Source organism: Pseudomonas sp. P4_C8 (assembly GCF_056401975.1).
Genome location: NZ_JBFUIH010000017.1, coordinates 58,567 through 80,426, shown reverse-complemented (window position 1 = coordinate 80,426; position 21,860 = coordinate 58,567). Strand labels below are relative to the sequence as shown.

The 21,860-nt window shown below is 56.5% G+C and carries 15 protein-coding genes and 2 pseudogenes; 10 read left to right on the top strand and 7 right to left on the bottom strand.

From position 1 onward, the window contains the following. On the bottom strand, window positions 1-1,533 hold the full coding sequence (locus AC1DWM_RS12990; protein WP_223512779.1) for an O-antigen ligase family protein: 1,533 nt from the start codon (window positions 1,531-1,533) through the stop codon (window positions 1-3). 92 nt (window positions 1,534-1,625) lie between these two features. Here AC1DWM_RS12990 and AC1DWM_RS12985 point away from each other — a divergent pair, with 92 nt between their 5' ends. From AC1DWM_RS12985 to AC1DWM_RS12965, 5 genes and pseudogenes are all read left to right on the top strand, one after another. Next, window positions 1,626-3,005: an oligosaccharide flippase family protein gene (locus AC1DWM_RS12985; protein WP_223512777.1), complete on the top strand. Its 1,380-nt coding sequence runs from the start codon at window positions 1,626-1,628 to the stop codon at window positions 3,003-3,005. A 324-nt stretch (window positions 3,006-3,329) separates the two neighbouring features. Then, a complete protein-coding gene (locus AC1DWM_RS12980) occupies window positions 3,330-4,772 on the top strand; it encodes an FAD-dependent oxidoreductase (protein WP_223512773.1) in 1,443 nt (480 codons plus the stop codon). A 131-nt stretch (window positions 4,773-4,903) separates the two neighbouring features. Then, the gene (locus AC1DWM_RS12975; protein ID WP_477795339.1) at window positions 4,904-5,992 is read left to right on the top strand and encodes a glycosyltransferase family 4 protein; all 1,089 of its coding nucleotides are present in this window, start codon (window positions 4,904-4,906) and stop codon (window positions 5,990-5,992) included. Between the two features lie 73 nt (window positions 5,993-6,065). After that, a complete protein-coding gene (locus AC1DWM_RS12970; protein ID WP_477795338.1) occupies window positions 6,066-7,160 on the top strand; it encodes an acyltransferase family protein in 1,095 nt (364 codons plus the stop codon). Window positions 7,161-7,211: 51 nt separating this feature from the next. Next, window positions 7,212-7,340 (top strand): annotated as a pseudogene (locus AC1DWM_RS12965) (helix-turn-helix domain-containing transcriptional regulator); the annotation flags it as partial. A gap of 13 nt (window positions 7,341-7,353) precedes the next feature. Here AC1DWM_RS12965 and AC1DWM_RS12960 read toward each other — a convergent pair. Then, window positions 7,354-8,163, bottom strand: a complete 810-nt coding sequence (locus AC1DWM_RS12960; RefSeq protein ID WP_477795337.1) for a class I SAM-dependent methyltransferase — start codon at window positions 8,161-8,163, stop codon at window positions 7,354-7,356. A 169-nt stretch (window positions 8,164-8,332) separates the two neighbouring features. Here AC1DWM_RS12960 and AC1DWM_RS12955 point away from each other — a divergent pair, with 169 nt between their 5' ends. After that, on the top strand, window positions 8,333-8,719 hold the full coding sequence (locus AC1DWM_RS12955; RefSeq protein WP_223512765.1) for a hypothetical protein: 387 nt from the start codon (window positions 8,333-8,335) through the stop codon (window positions 8,717-8,719). A 2-nt stretch (window positions 8,720-8,721) separates the two neighbouring features. On the opposite strand, the gene AC1DWM_RS12950 is transcribed toward AC1DWM_RS12955, so the two are convergent. The 5 genes from AC1DWM_RS12950 to AC1DWM_RS12930 form a co-directional block, all read right to left on the bottom strand. Beyond that, window positions 8,722-10,152 carry a sigma-54-dependent transcriptional regulator gene (locus tag AC1DWM_RS12950; protein WP_477795336.1) on the bottom strand — a complete coding sequence of 477 codons (1,431 nt, stop codon included), beginning with the start codon at window positions 10,150-10,152 and terminating at the stop codon, window positions 8,722-8,724. After that, the gene (locus AC1DWM_RS12945; protein WP_477795335.1) at window positions 10,121-11,614 is read right to left on the bottom strand and encodes a sensor histidine kinase; all 1,494 of its coding nucleotides are present in this window, start codon (window positions 11,612-11,614) and stop codon (window positions 10,121-10,123) included. The genes AC1DWM_RS12950 and AC1DWM_RS12945 overlap by 32 nt, the downstream gene beginning before the upstream one ends. Window positions 11,615-11,718: 104 nt before the next feature. Beyond that, complete coding sequence (locus AC1DWM_RS12940; RefSeq protein ID WP_477795353.1) at window positions 11,719-12,747, bottom strand: SCO family protein; 1,029 nt, start codon at window positions 12,745-12,747, stop codon at window positions 11,719-11,721. Window positions 12,748-12,791: 44 nt separating this feature from the next. Further along, window positions 12,792-15,599: a multicopper oxidase domain-containing protein gene (locus AC1DWM_RS12935; protein ID WP_477795352.1), complete on the bottom strand. Its 2,808-nt coding sequence runs from the start codon at window positions 15,597-15,599 to the stop codon at window positions 12,792-12,794. Between the two features lie 186 nt (window positions 15,600-15,785). After that, complete coding sequence (locus AC1DWM_RS12930; protein WP_477795334.1) at window positions 15,786-17,234, bottom strand: sensor histidine kinase; 1,449 nt, start codon at window positions 17,232-17,234, stop codon at window positions 15,786-15,788. Window positions 17,235-17,524: 290 nt separating this feature from the next. On the opposite strand from AC1DWM_RS12930, the gene AC1DWM_RS12925 reads away from it, so the two are divergent. The 4 genes and pseudogenes from AC1DWM_RS12925 to AC1DWM_RS12910 all read left to right on the top strand — a co-directional run bounded on the left by AC1DWM_RS12925 (window position 17,525) and on the right by AC1DWM_RS12910 (window position 21,757). Continuing rightward, a complete protein-coding gene (locus tag AC1DWM_RS12925) occupies window positions 17,525-18,871 on the top strand; it encodes a hypothetical protein (protein WP_223512754.1) in 1,347 nt (448 codons plus the stop codon). Window positions 18,872-18,906: 35 nt separating this feature from the next. Then, a complete protein-coding gene (locus tag AC1DWM_RS12920) occupies window positions 18,907-21,150 on the top strand; it encodes an Ig-like domain-containing protein (RefSeq protein ID WP_477795333.1) in 2,244 nt (747 codons plus the stop codon). Window positions 21,151-21,210: 60 nt separating this feature from the next. Beyond that, window positions 21,211-21,476: pseudogene (locus tag AC1DWM_RS12915) on the top strand (curlin repeat-containing protein). A 65-nt stretch (window positions 21,477-21,541) separates the two neighbouring features. Next, the gene (locus AC1DWM_RS12910) at window positions 21,542-21,757 is read left to right on the top strand and encodes a hypothetical protein (protein ID WP_477795332.1); all 216 of its coding nucleotides are present in this window, start codon (window positions 21,542-21,544) and stop codon (window positions 21,755-21,757) included. Window positions 21,758-21,860: the final 103 nt, after the last annotated feature.

Here is a 21,860-nt window from a genome sequence, read left to right as displayed (position 1 = left end):
TTACCGGAGTTGAAGGCTGGCACCGGCACTCGCAGTGGCGGCGGTCGAGGAGTGTTTGAGCCTGCGCACCATTTGAGCATAAGCGACGCCTAGTCCGGCCACCGACCAGTACACCACGGGGATCACTGTAATACTGCTAACGGTAATGATGGTGATCAATGCCCCGGCCAGGGTTGCCAGGAGCGCGCGTCCAAGTCGACGTGCTTCTTCGTCTTTGTTGGGGAACGTACGCATTGCCTTGCGGATGCTGAACAGTACAGTGACAAAAAAAGCCACGAACAGCGTCAATCCAATCAGTCCGAACGACAGCGCTACGCCGATATAGGTGTTAACGATATCGATGATTCCGTCTCCCTGAATCATGGATTGCATTTCTGGTGTGTTGCGGTAATCAAAGGAGCCCAGCCACAGGTTGCGCTGGATAACGATCAATGCGTTGTCAATCAAGCGCTGTCGGTATGTGATGTTTTCTACTTCTATCGTGCCGATGAACGGCAGCAGATCAAGCACTTTTTGCCCGCCAGGCACAATAGCCAGCAGGGAAAGGGTAAAGACTCCGGCGACCGCCAGTAGCATCAGGCGTTTGAAAGCGTTCCGGCCGGTGGCGATGAACACCATGATCATCGTGGCTGCGCCAATCCAAGGGCCTCGCGATAGGGGGGCAACCAGTCCACCTGCGAGCAGGAGCGCACCCAGGAGTTGCTGAAATCGGCTGCGTACACCCTTTTGCAAGAACAGGTAAAAACCCATCGCTACACTGATGACAAGTCCCAGCGCAATGGCTTGGCCGGTGGTGGCGCTGGCACGCAGTGAGCCTCCACGGCTCAAGTAGCTAGACATTTCCCAGTGTAGGCCCAAGGCATCGATCAGCGCGTTGTAGAGCAGCCAATTGCGGGAAAATTCGAAGAGACCAATCAGCGACAGCACCATGGCGGCGATTACAAAACCCAATAGGGCGTCCTTGAAGTCGCTGAGTTTCTTGAGGGCCCGACTGGCGACGTAGTAAGGCAAAAAAACATCGATGAAAAGATATAGCGTTTGGCGCAACGTGTCGGTGACCGTGGTTTCGCGCAGGTAAATCAGGCTCATCAGTAGCAGGTTGGCCGCTAACAACTTATCAGGCCAGGTGCGTCCGAAAGAGGCCGTGTCTGCTTGCCTGCGTAGCGCGAAAAAAGCTGGAAGCAACACGCACAATGCCAGCAGACGAATATGGTTAAGGGCAAAAAAATAGTTGATCAGGTCGAAGCCTGGAATTTCTGCCGGAGCCGGCGGGATTAGAAACAGCAGGATAAAAAACAGCGCCACGGGGTTGCGCTCGCTTTTTCGTGCGAAGGTCAAAACGATGGCGGCAATACCCGCATACACCCAGAAACTGTGCGAAACAAAGGCCAGTAGCGTCAACACGAACCAAAGATTGCGGCGACGAGTGAAGTCACGATCAGCCATCAGGTCGGCTGCTGATCGACGTGCGAGGGCAAAAACGATGCCGGCAATAACCAGAATGGCAATTAACGCGCGAAAGTGCTCAGGCATAGTTTTTTGGACTTAGTGATTGATGAGCGACTAGTGGAATGGCCAAATGCGACTATAGTACCTTTTGTGCCATTGAGTCCGGGGTAGTTGTAATGCCTTCAGTTGATTTATCGCCATCGTTGAGCCTGCGCAAGCGTGCGATATCTGCTGGGGCATGGAATCTGGGGGCACTTGTTACCTCTCAAGCCATTCGTTTGGGTGGCAACCTGGTGATGGCGCGGCTGCTGATGCCGGAAATGTTTGGCATCATGGCCATCGCCACCACCGTGTCGCTGGTTCTGCACTTGCTGTCCGATGTCGGCTTGCGCCAGAACATCATCCAGAGTCCAAATGGCGACGATCCGGTGTTCCTTAATACGGTGTGGACCGTGCAGATTGTGCGCGGAGTCATCCTTTTTGCGTCGACACTTCTCATCGCAGGCTTCGCCTGGTTGGCGCAAACCCTCAATCTGTGGTCGATCAACTCCACCTATGCCGCACCGGAGTTGCCTATGGTGTTGGCACTAACAGGTTTCTCGGCAATCTTCTATGGCTTTCAGTCGACGAAAGTGGACTTGGCAGTGCGTGCTTTCCAGCAAAAGAAAGTGGTGTTCGCCGATTTTGCGTCTCAGCTTGCAGGCCTTCTGGTCTTGCTGACCCTCGGTTACTTCACCCGGTCTATCTGGTCGCTGGTGGCTGCAGGTCTAGTAGCAGCGATGGTCAGCACTCTGCTGGGTCATTTCTGGTTTGAGGGCCCGTCCAACCGTCTACACTGGGACCGTTCTGCGCTCAAGGAGTTGGTCGTTTTCGGCCGTTGGATGCTGTTGTCTTCGGCAGTGGGCGTACTGGCCATGCAAGGTGATCGCATCTGGTTCGGCGGCAGCATGTCGGCCACCGAACTGGGTGTCTACTCCATTGCCGTGTTGATTTTGGGCGCTCTTCAAACTGGAATGCAAAGGTTGGTCGGGGCCGTGGCCCTGCCGGCATTCAGTGAAGCCTCAAGAACAAATGACACCGCACGGCTCCACGCTTTGTATTACCGCTTCAAATTGGGGTTCGATCTGGCCTCGCTGTTTTTCTGTGGACTGTTCTGGACCGGCAGTCCGCTGCTGATCAGCATCTTGTACGATCAGCGGTATGCCCAGGCCGGCCACATGCTGGCCATTCTTTCACTTTCTTTTTTCACAATGCGCTTCACAGTGGCGCATCAAGTCTGGCTTGCCTTGGGACTCACAAAGTACCAAGCCATGGACAACATTATTCGCGCAGTCTCCTTATGGGGGCTACTGCCCCTGATGCTGGCGATTGGCGGAGTCGAATATGCGATTTGGGGCGTCGCCTTGCATGCGTTTCCTACACTTATCCTGGTTTTTTATGTCAATTGCCGTTTGGGGTTGTTCAATCTCAAACGCGAACTTGTTGTGCTGCCAATGCTGGTGGTGGGGGCTTTGTGCGGGGAGTTGTTGTCGAGTCTCGCTAAAGCTTTGATTTGATCGATTTCTCTTGTTGTTTCCAAAGTTGTGGCTCGGCGCCGTTATTGGGGTATTGATGGAGGCCTGCAAAACTGTGGCCTTGATGCGTAGTTGAAATTTCCAACGCAATCTTGATGTCGTGGAGCTTTGAATCATGAGAGCACCTGATTTTAAAACATCTGTGATGGGGCGCAGAGGCTTCCTTCAGGCGTTTGCCCTKTTGAGCCTCGGGGGACTCATGTATGGAATTTCCAAAGCCGATGCTCGGCCTCCTGCGGTTAAGTCTGACTTTGTTGTCATCAATGGATGGGTGCTGCCTGCCCAGTATTTTCGGCAAACACAAGCATGATCAAAGACTACCAATCGCAGAAAGAACTCTGCGACTCCTATGATTTCTGCATTGTTGGGGGGGGGCCAGCCGGCATTACGCTGGCCTTGCGTTTGGCCGGCAATGGCCGGAGGGTGCTACTTGTCGAGGGGGGTGGACACGAATATTCACAGAACTCGCAGAGCCTCTACAAGTGCCCATCGTCAGGCCTTGACGTCTACGCCGAGGAAGCGCGCCTGCGGTATCTTGGCGGCACCTCCAATCACTGGGCCGGGCGATGCCGTCCCTTCGAGCGATCTGACTTTACCGTAGGCCCTCCGGTGCATTTACCCGGTTGGCCCATCGCGTTTTCCGAGATCGAGCGTTATCTGCCAGCGGCCATGGATATCCTGGATCTTCCGCCACACTCTGAATTCAAAGCCATCAATGCGACTTTGGATGACACCGAGTTTGAGGCTGATCGTTTCTTACTAAGCCCACCGACACGATTTGCACAAAAATATGCCAAGCAACTCAATGAGACCGAAGGGCTTGATGTGTTCATCAATTGCAACTGTGTCGATCTTGAGTTTGATAACAAGACCGGCAGCATTGCGGCGATAGTCGTGTCGGACTATGAGCTGCATCGGGAGCGAGTCATTGCAAAACAACTCATTCTGGCGACGGGCGCAATCGAGAATGCTAGGCACCTTCTCAATAGTGAGTCCCTGGTAAATGGCGGTATCGTAAGTAAGGATGGTTTCGTTGGTAGATGTTTCATGGAACACCTGAACGTCGAATTGGGTACCTTCATCTTGAAAGACGGGCAGAGTACAGATTCTCGCCAGTACTTCACGACAGATACATTCGTGATGGAACACAGCTCGGGCAAAGGGAACGTGAGTGCCTCGCTTGTATCTGAAGTGAAGTCCTATGGGCGAATGGCCGCAATCAAGGGCTTTTTCGAGAACCTCATCTGCGAAGCAGGAGAGGCGCAAAAGATTGAATTTATTACCAAATTCAATTGTCCCGGGGATGGAGTAATCGGTACGTTGATTGAACAGTTTCCCAACCCGAACAGCCGCATTACATTAATCGAGGATCGAGATGCGTTAGGGATGAGGAAGCCAACGGTTCATTGGGAACTAAGCCCTGCGGACCGGAGTACCATCAAGTCTATAGGGCTCGAAGTGGCGAAATGTTTTGCTAAAGGTGGACTAGGTTTTGTCAAGCTAGAAGCGTGCGTTTATGACGAGGACTTGCCACTGAAGGTAAGTCCCCATGCACATCATATGGGCACCACACGGATGGCAACTTCGCCTGAGTTTGGAGTTGTCGACGAGAACTGCAAAGTGTTTGGTGTAGCGAATCTTTACGTTGCAGGCAGCAGTGTTTTTTCTACAGGCGGTGCCAGCAACCCTACAATGCCGCTTTTGCAACTTACTCTAAGGCTAGCTGAACATTTGAATCGTATGAGTTAGAGCGTCTGAGGCGGAGTATTGGCTTTTGCCTGTTTGATGCTCGTCGAGAGGTAGCTCGATAGCACATCAATTGGCTGGGTGTGTGTTGGTTCTTGATAGACAGCCTCTGATTTTCAGGGGGGGATGTTCTAATGAAAGTGGTTTTTGTATTGCCTGTAGCGAGCATGGCTGGCGGGATTCGCGTCGTTGCAACTTACGCCAAGGCATTATCTGACGCTGGGCATGATGTGACACTTGTTTCTTTGCCATTGCCTCCCATTCCGCTGCGCAGGAAAGTAAAGAGTTTCATCACGGGTAAGGGTTGGCCGATAAACGAGAAGATTCCATCTCATTTAGACGGCCTTGGCCTTGATCACCGAGTGATAGAAAAATATAGGCCGATTTTAGATTCGGATGTTCCAGATGCAGATGTTGTAATTGCGACGTGGTGGGAAACAGCTGAATGGGTGAATTCTCTAAGTCGCTCCAAGGGTGTAAAAGTGTATTTTGTGCAAGCGCATGAAATTTTCCCTTTCTGCCCGACTGATAGAGTTATGGCAACGTATAAAATGCCTTTGCATAAAATAACCATTTCTAAATGGTTGGTAGATGTCATGCGTGTGGAGTATGGCGACTCTGATGTTTCTTTGGTGTTGAACGGTGTCGATCATCGGCAATTTTTTTCCGCGCCAAGGGGGAAGCAACATCGCCCAACAATCGGCTTTTTGTACCATGAGGCGCCATTAAAGGGCTTTGATGTTGCGCTCCAGATTGTATCTTTGCTAGAGGAAACATTCCCGACGCTTCGAGTTATAACTTTTGGAAGTTCTCCACCCGGTGATTCTTTTAAGTTGCCAGCGAGTCTTGAGTTTTATCTAGCCCCCGATCAAGAGCGTATTCGTGATCTTTATGCTCAATGTGATGTCTGGCTATCAGCAAGCCGGAGTGAAGGCTTTAACCTTATGGCGATGGAAGCAATGGCATGTAGGGTTCCGGTAGTTTCAACGCGTACGGGATGGCCGCTAGAGGCAATATCTTGTTTCGAAAACGGTGTGCTGGCAGATATTGATGATAGTGTTGCCTTGGCTCATGCTGTTGAGCAGCTTTTGATTTTGGATGAGTTGAAGTGGCGTACGATTTCAGAGAAGGCATATCAAACCGTGGCTTTAAGTTCTTGGGAGAACTCGGCAAAGTTATTTGAAACTGCTCTTTGCAATGCTTGCGTGAGCAGTTCGTCTTAGTGAGGCGCTTTCCGCTTTTAGGTCGAACTGACAACCTGATCGACATTAGTGGAAAGAAGAAGGAGAGGCAGGAATGAGTGTAATCACCACTGACGATAAGCATCGCCTTGCCCTAGTTGACGCGTTACGATGCTTTGCAGCACTTTGGGTGGTTCTGTTCCATTTATCTGAGGGAAAACATATTCCAACCCTTCTAGCGGCAATTCCGGACTGGTTGAAATATATAGTTTTTGACGCTGGTCACTTGGGTGTGCCTGTTTTTTTCGTATTAAGCGGCATCGTCATGGCGGTCACAACATTTTCAGTGCCGATGCACACTGCAAACGCTGCGAATTTTGTGGCGCGCCGTTTAGTGCGGCTTGCTCCGCCATACTATGCTGCCGTTGCACTTGGTGTGCTTGTGATTGTCGCAAAGCATATCTCAGGGCAAGGCGGGATTGAAATCCCTAGTGTCACGAACATTCTTGCGCACTTGACGTTTCTTCAAGGTATTCTTGGCATCGAAAACATCATAACGGTGTTTTGGACACTTTGTATTGAGGTGCAGTTTTATATCGCATTTGCCGCACTACTTTGGCTGTCCGAACAAGCCAGAGGCGGCAACGCTTTGCAGGCGCGAAATATTACGATTTGGGTCAGTGCATTGTTTGCGCTACTTTGGCCTGCCGGGCTTATTCATTCGATAGGTTGGCAAGGTGGATTTATCGCGTTCTGGTTCAGCTTCATGGCAGGGGTTCTATGTGCTCAGATACTTAGAGGCTCTAAGCGAAACCGATATATTGCCGTTGGGTACTGCACATTAGTCCTCTTCATCGGCGCGGCCGATCAAAACTCATTTACAATGGCTGTCGGATTGACTGGTCTTTTGTTTTGTTTTTTGGTTAATGGCACTGTGACTCTTGGTTTCTTGTCCAGCTATCCTGTACAAAAAATCAGCTTGATATCCTACAGCATCTATTTATTCCATCCACCGGTAATAGGAACGTTCATGCGCCTTTTCCGGCGTATCACGCCGACCGGCTTAGCTCCGGACATATTAGCGACTGTCCTTGCAGTGGCGGCCTGCATCGTATTTGCAGCCACCACATACATACTTATCGAACGCCGCGCAATCGCATGGAGTAGGCGCATCAGGTTTAAACGCACTGAAGCCGCCGTGCTCAATTAGACGTAAGCTAACTTTTATTATGGCGCGTTCGCGCTCTTGCGTTTCCGAAATGAAAGCCTGTACAAGGCTTTCGCGCCGGGTGCAAAACCTCGTTTTGATACCGTCCTGAAGGTTATTCATGCCCTTGGAATTGATCTCTGCGCTCAGCCGGGTCATTCGGTAAATCACTCGGCTCACTGAGAGTTGCTTCTGGCTAAATTGTTTGCTTCACCACCAACGTAAAACACATCGGCAACTGCGCCGCCTGCCGCTCATACCGGTCATACAACTCCTCCCGGTTGGAGTGCGGGTATTCCTTGAAGTGGCTGATTTTCAATCCAGCGTCGAGGGCGCCGGTGAAGATGGCGCCCAGGGTGTGGACGAACCAGTAGGACGCAGCGGCCTGCTGTTCGACCTTGCCTTCGTAGACGATCGGTCGGTTCTGCACGAACGGCTCGGTGCGAAAATACGAGCTGTCCGGGCGATACGGATCAGCTGACTCGGGATCGAACATCTCCAGGAACGGGTGGGTTTCGTATATCACCAGCGCGCCGCCGGGCTTGAGGGTTTGCGCGACGTGACGCATGAATTCGCCGATGTCCGGCATCCAGTTCAAGACGCCTATGGTGATCAGGGCCACATCAAAACGATTGTGCATCGCGCTCGGCAAATGATGGATGTCCGCCTCGATGAACTCGGGAGCATAAGCCGAGTGCGACGCCAACTCCCGCGCCTGATTGAGAAACGCATCAGACTGATCGACGCCCACCACGCTGCGCGCGCCCAACGCATACAGCGATAGACTCTCGCGCCCGTTATTACACCCCAATTGCACCACGTCCTTGCCATCAACGCCCACCTGCTCCAGCACGCCGGTCAACGTCGCATCCAGGCAGGAAAAATCCCTCTGACCCACGGCGCTCAAAATCTCGTGCCATTCGCGGGTGTTTTTGTGGTGTCGGGCGGAATCGTTCCACGCCTCGCGGTTGCTGGCGATGGCTGTTTCTTTTGTCGGCACTTCCATTGCACGCTCCAGAACACGGGTCTTGTTTGACCGGCACGAGTCTAGACCAGCCCGCAAAAAAAGCTTGTTGGAATCCTGTAATCCGGGCACGGCGAACGCGTCCCCCGTACGACAGCTATAGTTAATGGCCTTGGGGAATTGCGCGAAAAACGATTACACAGGTGTTGCCATGAAAAAAACCGACCTGACGCTGCTATTCACTGTTTGCCTGGTTGTTGCAAGCGCCGCCCACGCAGACGACCGCATGACGCCTACCACCGATTACAGCAGTGAATTCAACTATTACGGGGCCGACCAACCCTTCGCCCACCCCGTTCCACCCTCCATGAACATAATACCGCCGGGGTCATACATCCCGACCTCGCCCCAGGAGTTCATACCGATTTCAAGCGAGCACGTGTTCTACGATTCACGCTTGCCGACGCTTGCCGACGCCTCCGTTCGGGTGTTCATCCGCACGTACGATGCCGAGCATGGTGTGTACGTGAACGAGGAAGTCCTCGACCCGAGTTGCACACTCGAGTGCCTCAGTCGTCAGGGCCCGATGTTGCAATAAGCCTACCACTGGCGTTTATCCGGGCGTGCCAGGCCGAGTTTCTCGATCCGGTAGCGCAACATGTCGCGACTCAGGCCCAACAGCCGAGCGGACTTGGTGACGTTCCAGTCGGTCTTGTCGAGCATCTTGCGCACCATGTCGCGCTCGACTTCGGGCAGGTTCATCGACTCGGTGCCGATATAGACCGGGCGCGGCTCATGGTGTTGTGGCTCATGCTGATACATCGGCGGGTCATCCACCAGGCTCAGGCAAACGTTTAACTGGTGAACGGCGATGGTATCGCTCTGGGCCAGCAGCACCGTTTGCTCAAGCATGTTGCGTAACTCGCGCACGTTGCCCGGCCAGCTGTAGCTGAGCAGCAGTTCTTCAGCCTGATCGCTGAAATGCAGGTTCGGCTTGCCATAGCGTTTGCCGTGGACCGCCAGGAAATGCCGGGCCAACAGCAGAATGTCTTCGCCACGGGCATACAGGCGCGGCACCTTGATGGAAATGATCCGCAGACGGAAGAACAGGTCACGGCGAAACTTGCCCTGCTGGACCATTTGTTCAAGGTTGCAGTTGGTGGCGCTGATCACGCGCAGATCGACCTTGCGCTCCTTCACCGAACCGACTCGACGAATGGTCCGGTCTTCCAGCAACTTCAGTAGTTTGGCTTGCAACAGCAAGTCCATCTCACCGATTTCATCGAGAAACAGCGTACCGCCATCGGCCGCTTCCACCAGGCCGACACGGCGGTCCTTGGCGTCGGTAAAGGCGCCTTTTTCGTGGCCGAACAGTTCGGACTCCACGAGGTTGGAGGGGATCGACGCGCAGTTGAACTCAATGAACGGGCCTTTGCTGCGTGGGCCGTCAAAGTGTAGCGCCCGGGCCACCAGTTCTTTACCGGTGCCGGTTTCACCTTCTACCAGCACGGGCGGCAGGTCGGTGTTGGCCATGCGTCGCTCGGCGTCGAGCAATTGGGCGATGGTATTTTTCAGGTAGTGCATCGGCCCCGATTCGCCGATCAACGCCTGCACGCCAGACTTCTGCGCCTCACGTTCCTGATAAAACGACAACGTGCGCTCCATGCGATCGGTCGCCAGCGCCTTGTCCAGCAACAGCTTGAGTTCAGGCAACGCCACGGGTTTAGTGACGTAGTGAAACGCGCCCTCCTTCATCGCCACCACAGCATCTTCGACATTGCCATAGCCAGTCATCATGATCACTTTCAGGTCCGGCGCGCTGACGCGCAGCTTCTGGATCAGGTCGTGACCACTCATGCCCGGCAACGAGTTGTCGGTCAGCACCACGTCGGGGGCGAACGAACTTAATTGCACCAGTGCATCTTCAGCAGAGTGGCAGACTGTCACCTCGAAGTCTTTGCGCTCCAGGTAGGTCTGTATATTCTCGGCGAGGATTTCGTCATCCTCGACCAGCAATATGCTGCGCTCCATATTCCCCTCCCGTTGCCACTCTAAAATTGAGACAGACGCGGGTTCCTTCCTGCTCTTGGCTGGTCAGTTCGACCGAGCCTTCGAAACGTTCCATTATTCGTTTGACCAGGGCCAGGCCTACACCTAACCCTCCTTGTTTGGTGGTGAAAAACGGCTTGAAGACCATCTGTTGCTGCTGCTTGGTCATGCCTTTTCCAGTGTCACTGAGAATCATGCGCACATGGCCGGCGTGTGGCTGTTCGATATCAATCGTCAGATGGCCGCCCTCGGGCATCGCTTCCAGGGCGTTAGAAAACAGGCTATTGAGTATTTGCGTCAGCAGCACCTGTTGGCTGACGACCGGTGGCCAAGTTTTAGGGGTGAAGTGCACTTCCACGTTCGAACGTTTGATCAGCGCCTCGAAAGCACTCAGGGTGTCATCGATGGCCAGCACCAGCTCGACCGTTTCGTAGTCGTCATTCATGGGTCGCAACGACACCAGCAACTCCCGAACCCAGCGTGACATGCGATCGACCTGATGGATGATGTCGCCGATGTTCTTCTGCGCACCCTGGCTGGCGATGTCCTGGGCCAGCTCGGCGCTGGAGCGAATAGTGGCCAGCGGATTGCGCAAACTGTGCGCGACCGCCGAGGACATTTCCCCCAAGGCGACGAAGGTTTCATTGGTAATCAATTGTTTTTGCTGACTCTTCAGCAACATTGAGGCCTGGCGCACAATCCAGAACAACCCCAGGTAAATGACCAGACCGCCGATCACAGTCGCCAGCCAGATGGCTTTGAAACCGCGCTGGATGCGCTCCACCAGGTCCACCGGCTCCTTATAGATCTCGACCATGGCGACCACTTTGCTTTTGTCCGCATTGAACATCGGGATGTAGTTCTCGATGAACAGGTATTCCGGCTCACGCAGCAGTCTCTGTTCGGGACGCGCATCGTCGATCTCGTGGTAGCTGGTGGACACCGCTTCTTTCATTTCAAATGATTCGTCCAGCTCTTTGTCGCCTTCGATGCGCGTGCCGATCAGCTCCGGGTTCGTCGACCAGACCACGGTGCGATCCAGCGCGTACACCGTCGCCAGCAAAATGTCCGGCAGATGCTCCACATGATCGAGAAATTCAACACGCGCAGCCGCACGGGTTGCCGGGGACACGTCGGGATAGGCGTTGTCCAGGCGCGGGTCGAGCATTTCGCCCATGGTTCTGTTCGGGCTGATCGAGGCATGACGAATTTCGCCTTCACCAATGGCCTGAATGAATTGCGCAGTTAGCATCGAATCGCGTTCGACGCTCTCGATAACGACGAACCGCGTAGAAATATAGCCAAGTCCCGACGCCACTACGGCGATGATGAAGAAGCTGCCCACGGAAAACCAACGCAGCAGATTGAACTGACTCCGCCGGATCTGGCCCTTTGTTGCCGGCGTGGCCGGCGCCGGTTCTTTTTGTTGTTCCAGTATCGGCATAGGGTTGTCCTGAATGCTCGCATCAAGCCTGTTCAGCCATGTCACGGATCAGTGTAGGTGGCATTGAACACGTCTGACTCTGAGCCGATGATAATAGTTAGCCGCTATTGCGCCTGCACCGCTTGCAACGGTTGCTGGCGGTCGGTTTCTTCCTGCAAAAATTGCATAATCGATTGCGCGGACTTCTCATCCAGACGCAGGTTGGGCATCGAGATTTTGTCGTAACGTTCAAACAGATCCATAGCAATCGGGTCTTTCTCCTTCAACATGATGTCCGGCTCGCGAATCCAGCGGTTGAGCCAGGCCGGGTCGCGTTGGCGGGTCACGCCGATCAGGTCCGGACCGATGCTGCGCATGCCGAGGCCCTGCCCGTCCATCGGGCCCAGGCTGTGGCACGACGCACAGCGGGTGCGAAACAGTTCTTCGCCATTGCTCGGCGGACGAATTTCCGGGGCGTTGGCGTAGCTTTCTCCCGTGCTGGGTTTTTTCCAGTTCTGCAAGGTGTTGGCCAGCTGATCGGCGAGAATCCACGGGTTCTCGAACGGTGAGGCTTTCATCCAGCGACCAGTGGTCTGGTTGCCGACGATCAGGCTCAGGTTGTGGTCCTTGTTGCGTCCGTTGTCGACGCCTTCAATGAACAGCCCGAGTTTCTTGCGCAACTCGGTGACATCCRCAAATTCCCCGGTGAGAAACTTCCAGCCCGGTCCGACCTTGAACCGTTGCGCATAGGCCTTGAGCACTTCGGGCGTGTCGCTCAACGGGTCAATGCTGATGGAGTAGAAAAAGATGTCCTGGCCAACCCGGTCGCCGAGCAGCTTTTGCACCTGACGCAACCGCGCGGTTTCCAGTGGGCAGGAGTCGCTGCACGTGGTGAAGATGAAGTTGATCACCACCACCTTGTCCTTGATCAAGTCATCGAAAAAACGCACCTGCTGACCGTCCTGATCGGTCAGCAGGGTGTTGGGGAAATAGTCGCCTCCCCACGGTGTCGCCGACTCCTGCTTCGGCGACTCCTGCGTCGGCGACAGCACACCTTCATGGGCCAGCAGCACCTGACTGGCCAGCAGACAGCTGACCAGTACCAATATCAGGTGCATGCCCAAGGCGCGGGAGCGCGGCGTTTTCATGCTCATGTTCATGTACATGTTCATGTTCATTTCGGCTCCCTCTCGGCGTTTCATTGTTTAACCGTCACTTTAGGGCCTACGCCGTCACCGGTTTTGTAGGTTGGCAGTGCGGCAGAGCTGACGTAGCGCACACCATCCCAGCTTGGCAGCGGAGTTGGCATCAACTGGAATTGCCCCGGTTTCTCAATGTCCCAACGCAGCAGCATCGAGTTGTCTTCATGCTGAGTGTTGTGACAGTGCTCCATGTAGGTCCCGGCGAATTCGCGGAAGTTGATGGCCATCTCGACGTTGTCCAGGCCATCTTTTTCCGAGCCTATGCGGTACACGTCCTTGCGCGCCCATTTTTCCCATTCCGGTGGTGCCTTGCCGCCGCGACTGAGGATGATCCCCTCCTCGAAGTGTACATGCACCGGGTGACTCCAGCCCGTACCGCCGGCCTTAATATTCCACACCTCCAGGGTGCCGAAACCGGCGGCCCCGGCATCGGTAGGACCGTTAGCCAACTGGGTCGCGGCGTTCAAACGACGTGGGTCCATGTGGAAGCCGAAGCCGCCATCGGTCTTGACCGTCCACGGTGCTTCATCGGTGCCGTCGGAACGGCCGAAGGTGAAGGTCCGGTGACGTGCCTGAGCCAGCCGCGCCTTGTCGGCCGCATTGTCGCGATGAATCTTCAGCGGGATCATCACCAGGCCTTCGGCTTTACCCGGTTTGGCTGGTTCATAGGCTGCAGGGTCCATGGCCAGGTCCTGACCGGTGTAGGGCTTGACGTTGAGTTGCAAGACTTTGCCCACCGCCGGGTCGCCCTTGTCCCACATCGGCCCTTTGCTGGTTTGCTTGATCACCGCTTTGTAATTTTCGGAGAGCACGTCGGCCAGCGACACCGGCTCTTTCGGGCCTTTACCGTCGTCATGCACCAGCAGGTTGACAAAGAACACCTTGTCACCCGGTTTGATGCCGTTTTTCGCGAAGTTGACGATGATGTCGAAGCGCTCGGCAATGCCCTGGGTTGGCAGGATTGCGTTGTGGTTCTGTTTGTCGCCGTCGGCGTCCAGGTCCATGGTGCCGTCGAATGGCACGCTGTGCTCCATGATGTTGCCGTCATTGGCAATCATGTGGAACGGCACGCGGGCATAGGACACACCCGAGCCTTTGGGCCCCTGAAACTCGCCACTGGTGCCTTTGATTTCACGCACCAGCGCCAGTTTGAAGTAGCGCGACACCGAACCGTTGAGCATGCGGAACCGATAGCTGCGGGCGCGTACATCCAGGGCCGGTTTCCACTGCCAGTTGACCAACACCTGGTCACCGAGGAAGCCGTCGGTGTTGAACGGGTTAAACCACAGCTGACCGTTCTGATCCCATGCCTTGTCGGCGAACACCAGGTTGACGTCGTAGTCGCGGTTACCCCACGGCAACGCGCTGCCGCTAGGGAAACGCAGGTTGACGCCGTCGTTCACCGACTCGTTGCCACGGTCCAGGGCGCTGTAGTAGTTCATCATCGCCGCGTTGCCCTTGTAGACGTTCTGCGCAGTGAAATCGAGCATGTGGTCGTGGAACCAGTGGGTACTCATGGTTTCGCGCCAGTCGCCCCGGATCTTGATCGTGCCGTTCTCGCACGTCTTGCGGCTCGGGCTGACGTCATTGGTCCACAGGGTTTCACCCGGTGAGCAAGGGAACGCCGCGCGTGGATCATGAGCGTCGGTGTTAATAGTGTCGTAACCGGCCAGCTGGATCGGCCAGCGATAGTCGTAATACTGCCCGGGGAAGAAAAACGCGTTGGCATAACCATCGCTTTCCGCCGGTGCGTGACCGTTGTGTTCGTGGGTACTGATAGTGTGCAAACCAAAACCCATGTTGGCCGATGGGTCGATCGGCAAGCCGTTGTAGTGGCGCATCAATACTGGTTGGCCATAACGCACCATCAGCAATTTAGGCGGCAGGGTGCCATCGAAGGTCCAGACCGAGTTGTGATTCTGCACCGGCATGTTCGGGTGGAAGCGCGCATCAACGCCTTTGGAGGTGCCATCCGTTGCCGGCACGCCAGCGACGTTGTGATAAAGGCCGCCAGGGCCGAACTCGCCCACGGCGTAGTGGTGCATCTGAAGGCTGTCACGCCAACCGCTGTTGAGCCTCGCCCCGGTTTGCACGGTTTTGTAGGCCAATTGCGGGTAGAACTCGTTCCAGCGCTGATGCGACCAGCCCTTTCCTGGCGGACGACCTTCAGCCGACGAGCCGATATGGCGGTTGAGGAAGACTTCGATCTGCGCCTGCCAAGGGTTGCGGTCCACCACGTTGGAATACTGGCTGGGGAACGGTGTCAGCCCCGGTTGACGCATGAAGGCATCGAGTGCCGCGCTCGGTGGTGCACTGCGGGCGGCATTGGTCGGGTCCTGTTGTGGCAATGGACCGACCGCTGCCGGCGGGAAACCCAAGGGCGCGGCCGGTGTAGTGGGGTCGAGTTTTTCCGGGCCGAACTCTTCAAACAGCACCAACTGCTGAGTGAAGGGTTGAGCGTTATACAACGGGCTCGGTTTGCCATTGGTGGGGTAGTTGTAACTGGTCTGCACCGCTGGCGGCAAGGCGTTCTCTATACGCGTCTCGTCGCGGTTGCCTTTGTTGCCATCGGGCAAGTCGAAGGCGTCCTGGTTGGCCTCAGGCATGCTCAAAATGGCGTTCAACGCCGCAGGTTCGTCAGCTGGTTCGTCGTAGTAAGCCGAAGGGTCAGAGGGTTCAGGCTGTCGCTCGTCATCGATCGGGCTCGCGCGCAGAGTCGCTGTGCCCAGTGTCATCGTCAAAAGGACGCTCAGTGGCGTCAACAGACCAATCCACTTGAGGGAATAACGCGCGTTTCTATCCATCATCAACCGCCTCGAATGTGTGAAGGGGTGATGTGGGTTTTGCAAAGACCTCGCCAAATTTGTAACAGACTTACGCAAAAGCATTAACACTTGGCAAAACAATGGCTTATCAACATCAATGCGCCACATCCTGCTAAAAACAACTGGGGCTTGACACCCGCTAGCGGGGAAAGTTCACGCCCATTGTCAGGGAATTCTCTTGAACGACATACGGACGGTAGTGCCCTCGCCTTCGCGGCTGTCCAGGGTCACCGCCCCCCCAAAACGCTCCATGATGCGTTTCACCAACACCAGCCCGACGCCCAGCCCGCCTTGCTTGGTGGTGAAAAATGGGCGGAACGCCATGCTGCGCTGCTCCTCGTTCATGCCTTTGCCGGTGTCACTGACGACCAAACAAATACCTGCGGGATCGATCGGTTCCAGCGCGAGGGTCAGCGTGCCCTCCTTATCCATGGCTTCCAGGGCATTGGCCATCAAACTGTTGAGGATCTGCGTCAACTGCACTTGCTGGCTCAGCACCATCGGCGTCTCCTTCGGCTCGAATACCACGTGAATTTTTTCCTTGGCGATCTGATATTCAAAGGCCAGGAGACTGTCATGCAAGCACGCGACCAGGTTCACCGGCTCCGCTTCGTCGTTGAGCGGTCGCAAGGATTGCAGCAACTCCCGGACCCATTTCGACATGCGATCGACCTGAGCGATGATGTCGTTGATGTTTTTGTGGGCCGCGCCACTGTCGAACTCAAGCGCCAGTTCGGCGCTGGAGCGAATGTTCGCTAACGGGTTGCGCAGACTATGGGCAACCGCCGAAGACATCTCCCCGAGGGCGACAAAGGTTTCGTTGGTGATCAGTTGTTTTTGTTGCGTTTCCAACAGAATCGCCGCCCGCCGCACGATCCAGTACAGCCCCAGGTAGATCAGCCCTCCCCCGAGGGCCGTGGCCAGCCAGATCATTGCCAGGCCGCGCTGCATGCGGTCGATCAAGTCCGTGGGTTCCTTGTAAACCTCGACCATCGCGGTGACGTTTTCGTGGTCGGCATCGAACAGCGGAATGTAATTCTCAATGAAGATGTGGTCCGGCGGCGTGATGAACTTCTGCTCCATGCGCGCCTTGTCTACGCTGTGATAGCTGGCGGACACCGTAGTCTTGGAGCCAAACGCGTGATCGAGGTCCTCGTCGGCATGGATCGTGGTGCCCATCAACTCCGGGTTGGTGGACCAGATCACCATGCGGTCCGGGGCGAAGATGTTGACCAGGATTACATCGGGCAAATGTTTGATATGGTCGAGAAATTCACCGCGGGCACTGGCACGGGCCATTGGATCGACATCGGGAAAATCCTTGTCTTTGCGCGGGTCGAGCAACTCGCCCATGGTCCGCACGTTGGGAATGGACACATGGCGTACCTCGGCGGCAGCAATCGCTTGAATGAACTGCGACGTCAGTAACGCATCGCGCTGCACGCTCTCGGTAATCACAAAACGCGTGGACACTGCGCCCAGCGCCACGGCCACCGTGCCGATCACCATCATGCTGATCAGCGAAAACCAGCGCAGCAGATTGAACGGTTGTTTGTGCGGCCTAAGGCGAATATCACCCTCTTCTTTTTGAAGGGATGATGCTTGGATATTCATGGACGTGGTTCCCCGGCTTCCCATATAGGGTTATAGCCCACTGCTCGATGTTTGCCCCGTTTCCGGTGTTGCCCCCCCACCTTTCCCGGCCCACCTCACCGCCCCAATCTCACCCCAACACTGGGGGCAGTCGCCCGCTTCGGCGCCCGCCGCGATTTAGCCACAGCAGCGCCACAGGCCTTTTATTACGGGCCTGTGCAGACGTTTTTCAAAGTTGGTATGGAAGTTGCCAAAGCCCTGTCAACTGACTCGCCCCCCAAGGAGCAGGTCTTCTGATAGAGGGAATACACATGCACCCTTTACTGTCCAAAACCACGATCGCTCTGGTCGTGACCGCTCTGGCCCAAGGCGCTGCCCAAGCGGCGCTGTTTGCTGTGGACCCTGGACCCTACCTGCCCGCTAACGGCAATTTCGCCGCCTGGTATCAGGATACCCACGGACGCACCCTCGATCTGTGCCTTTCCAAGGCTGTCAGTTCCAGGGTTGCCAGTGCACCGGGTGCCCCGACTTACATGTGCTCGTTGATCCCCGCACCAGGAGTTTTCGACGACACCAAACCGATGGTCTTCCCGACCAATTTCCCCGACGAAGCGTTCTGGGCGACCGGTGAAACCACCATCGTCGATGCGGCCCGGGGCATCGACCTGACGTATGTCTCTGCGGTTGAAGCAGCCTTCAGCGGCGGCGACCCCGTGGAAGGCGATCAGATCAGCTTTGCGCGCATCCGCATCCGCGTCGACGTGCCCACTGCCGGGACCTATGTCGTGACTCACCCCTACGGCGTCGAAGTGTTCACCGTCGATACCCCCGGGCGGCGCGCGATCAACATGACCCGCGACATCGGCATCGGCGCAGCGAAAACCTATGACGGCGCGCTCAAGGGCGATGTCGGACCGTTCCTGCGCAGCGTCAACGGCCCTTACACCGAGACCAACCCGGTCACCGGTTCCGCCGAACAATTCGTCGGCGACCCGAACCTCAACGAAGCCGTCACCGGCAGCCCGTTCAACACTAACTTCGTGCGCATCGAAGGTCCCAATGGCCTGGACTTGCGCACCAACCTCTTTGCCGTATCCGGCAAGCTGTCCAGCGTAGTCCGGCCAACCCCGGTCATCGCCCAGCGCAGCACCTATTCACGGCATGCCGGCGAGAGCGCACCGGTGGCCCAGCAGGACGTATTCGTCATGGCTCCGCCTCCACCCGCGAGCGTGACTCTGGACAGCAATAACCCGGTACTGAACTTGACCGAAGCGAACACCACCGGCCACTGGTACGCGCAGTCGCCGGCCAATCCGACGTTGCCGAGCACCCTACAAGTGACCGCCGACAACCATCTCGCCATCGCCAGCAGCACCCCGACGATCTTGCCCATGCCCCTGACTGACCTGGTGGTGATTTCCCGGGCCGAGTACAGCTTGAGCAACGGACAAATCACCATCGTCGCCTCGACCAGTGATGAAACCTCGCCACCCATACTCACCGCCACCTCCGGTACCGGGGTCGCCATCGGTGCTCTCAGTGGCGATGGCGCAGTGAAAAGCCTCGCCACCGGCATCACACCGATTCCGCCAGCCCAGGTTCGGGTGACGTCATCCAATGGCGGCAGCGATACCGAAGAAGTGGTCATCGTGCAATGAACGCTCACATGCCCAGATCCTCATCAGGAGGCATCATGAACAATTGGCCACGCCTGGCGCTCAACGCCTTGGGACTGACTCTTTCGCTGTCCGGCAGTGCTTTCGCGCAACTCGCTGCCGTCGACCCCGGCCCATATACCTTTGCCTCCGGGAAATTCCCGATCTGGTATCAGGACAACAATCTACTGTCGATGGAACTGTGCCAGTCCCGAGCCGCCAGCTCGCGGGTGGCGGCTTCTGTGCCACCGGCCTACATGTGCACCCTGCTGCCGACACCAGGCATTTTCGATGACACCCAGCCGATGGTGTTCCCGGATAACTGGCCAGACGAAGCGTTCTGGTTCCTCGCCGAAACCACCATTCCCGACAACGCTGCTGGCTACGGAATGGACGCCTACGTCGCCGGGATAGAGGCTGCATTTGCCGGCGGGACCCCGCTCGACGGTGATCAGATCAGCTTCGCGCGGATCCGTATGCGGATCAACATTCCCGTCGCAGGCACCTACACCATCACCCACCCTTACGGCGTCGAAACGGTCAACGTCACCTCCACCGGCCGTCGTGCGATCAACATCACCAGAGACGTCGGCGTCGGTGCGCCAGGGGTATTCAGCGGCGCGGTCAACGGTGCAATCGGGCCATTCCTGCGCAGCGTCAACGGCCCTTATACGGAAGTGAACCCGGACACCGGCGCCATCGAAACCTTCGTCGGCGATCCGAACCTCACCGAAGCCGTGACCGGTAGCCCCAACAACACCAACTTCGTACGCATCCAGGGGCCCGCCGGGACCATCCAGGCCAACCTTTTCACCCTGTCCGGCAAAGTGCTCGACAGCCGTGCGCAAACACCCGTGGAAATTGACCGCGCCACCTATCGCCGCACCCCATCGGTTACAGGCAACAGCACTCGGGTCGAAATCTTTGCCAAGTCGGATACCAGCTCAACCCTGTGCTTGCGCGAAAGCATCGCCCTCGTCCCCGGCCCTCCGCCTTCACCATGCCTGAGCAATCTGACAGGCGACAACCAAGGGCTGTTCTTCGCTCAGCATCAGTTCGATGGCAACGTGCCTCCGGTCGTGGTGGTCACCGCCACCAACCCGACGGGCTCTACCCGCCCTACAGCGGTGTCGCGCAAGCTCACTGACGTGGTGAAAATCCAGACTGCTCGCTACAACTGGAGCAATCACAGCCTGCTGATCGAAGCCTCCTCCAGCGACGAAGTGGCCGTGCCGGATATGGTCGCTCAGGGCTATGGACGTCTGTCGAAGTCCGGCACCCTGCAAAGCCTGACCGTCGCCGACCTGAGCCAGCCACCCGCCACCGTGACGATCAAATCCGCTGCGGGCGGCAGTGACACCGAGCCGGTCGTGGTTGTCGGCATTGCACCGGATACCGGTGAGAACCAGGCGCCGCTTTCCGTCGCCGACACCGGCAGCACCAGCTTCGGCGTGCCGGTCACCCTTAACCTGCTGACCAACGACAGCGACCCGGACGGCAACACGCCACTGAGCATCACGGCGCTGACCCAACCGGCTGCCGAACAAGGTACCGTGGCAATGAGCGGCACCACAGCGGTGGTCTACACCCCGCCAGCCGTTGTCAACGCGCCGCTGACCACGACCTTCACTTACAAGGCTCAAGACATCAAAGGCCTGGCCTCGACCACGCCAGCGACGGTGACCATCACCGTGGCGCCTAACCGGCCACCGACTGCGGTCAACGATGCCGTTTCGACCCTGGGCGTGGCGATTCCCATCAACGTGCTGGCCAACGACACCGATCCGGAAGGCAACGTGCCGCTCAGCGCCGCCATCGTGACCCAACCGGCGACCGGTCGCGGCACCGTCAGCACTGACGGCACCGTCATCACCTACACCCCACCGGGCACGGTGACCACGGCCTTCACCACCACCTTCACCTACGTCGCCCGGGACAGCTTCGGCGCCCAGTCGACACCGGCGACGGTCACGGTGCAAGTCTCGCCAAGGCCTGCTGCGGAAACCTTCGCGGTGACAACGGCCACGGTGTCAGCTCGCTCCAACAACCGCTTCACCTGGAGCTTTGCGGGCACCTCATCGGTGACCACTGGCAACACCATCACCATCAAGGTGACCACCCCGACAGGGTTGGTAACCTTGGGCACCACCACGGTGCCGGGGAACGGTCGCTGGAAGCTGACGGTGAACAACATCACCACGGTGATTCCATCGGTTAACCCGACCGCTACCATCACCTCGTCCCAAGGCTCCGTACGTACGGTGTCGGTGGTCTCGAACTGAGCCTTCGCCCCACCCACCAATCCGGTGGGTGGGGCGAGCTTCTTCGTAAAAGGCTGAACCATGAAAAACTCGACCGCCACCCCGCTCTGCCTGCTTCTGTTTTGCAGCAGTGCGGGCGTGCGCGCCGATGACTTAATGGAAAACGACGACCTGGGTCCCGGTGGCGACCTAGGAGAGTTACCCTCCCCCCGGTTGGCCAGCACATGCTGATCGACCAGAACAGCAATAACAACGACGCCAGCATCGACCAGGCTGGCACGGAGCTTTCCAGCGCCGTGACCCAGTCCGGGAACGGCATGAGCATATCGGTCAAACAATATCGCTAAAACACTGCACCATTTGATGGTTCCAGCCTATTCAAATTGCCCCCCTTACCGCTGCCCTCTTGGTCATGATCAGCGCCCAAGCGATGGCCGACGACAGCATGTCCATTCAGAACCTGTACGGCGATGCCAACATCGAATCCATCGAATCGGGCATCGTCCACAACGCGACGAACTTGCAGTACGGCAACATCAACCAGCTCGGGAACGGGAACGGGAACGGCATCAAAGTCTGGCAAGGCATTCAGCTCGCCAGTCAGGTCACCATCCACAACAACAATTGAGCAGCGTAGAAAAACCGCGACCTTTGGTGAAGGGGAGCGGTTTTTTTATGTGTGGTGGAAATGCGGGGGCAGTGAGGCTAATGCCGATCAGTTAAGGCGTTGA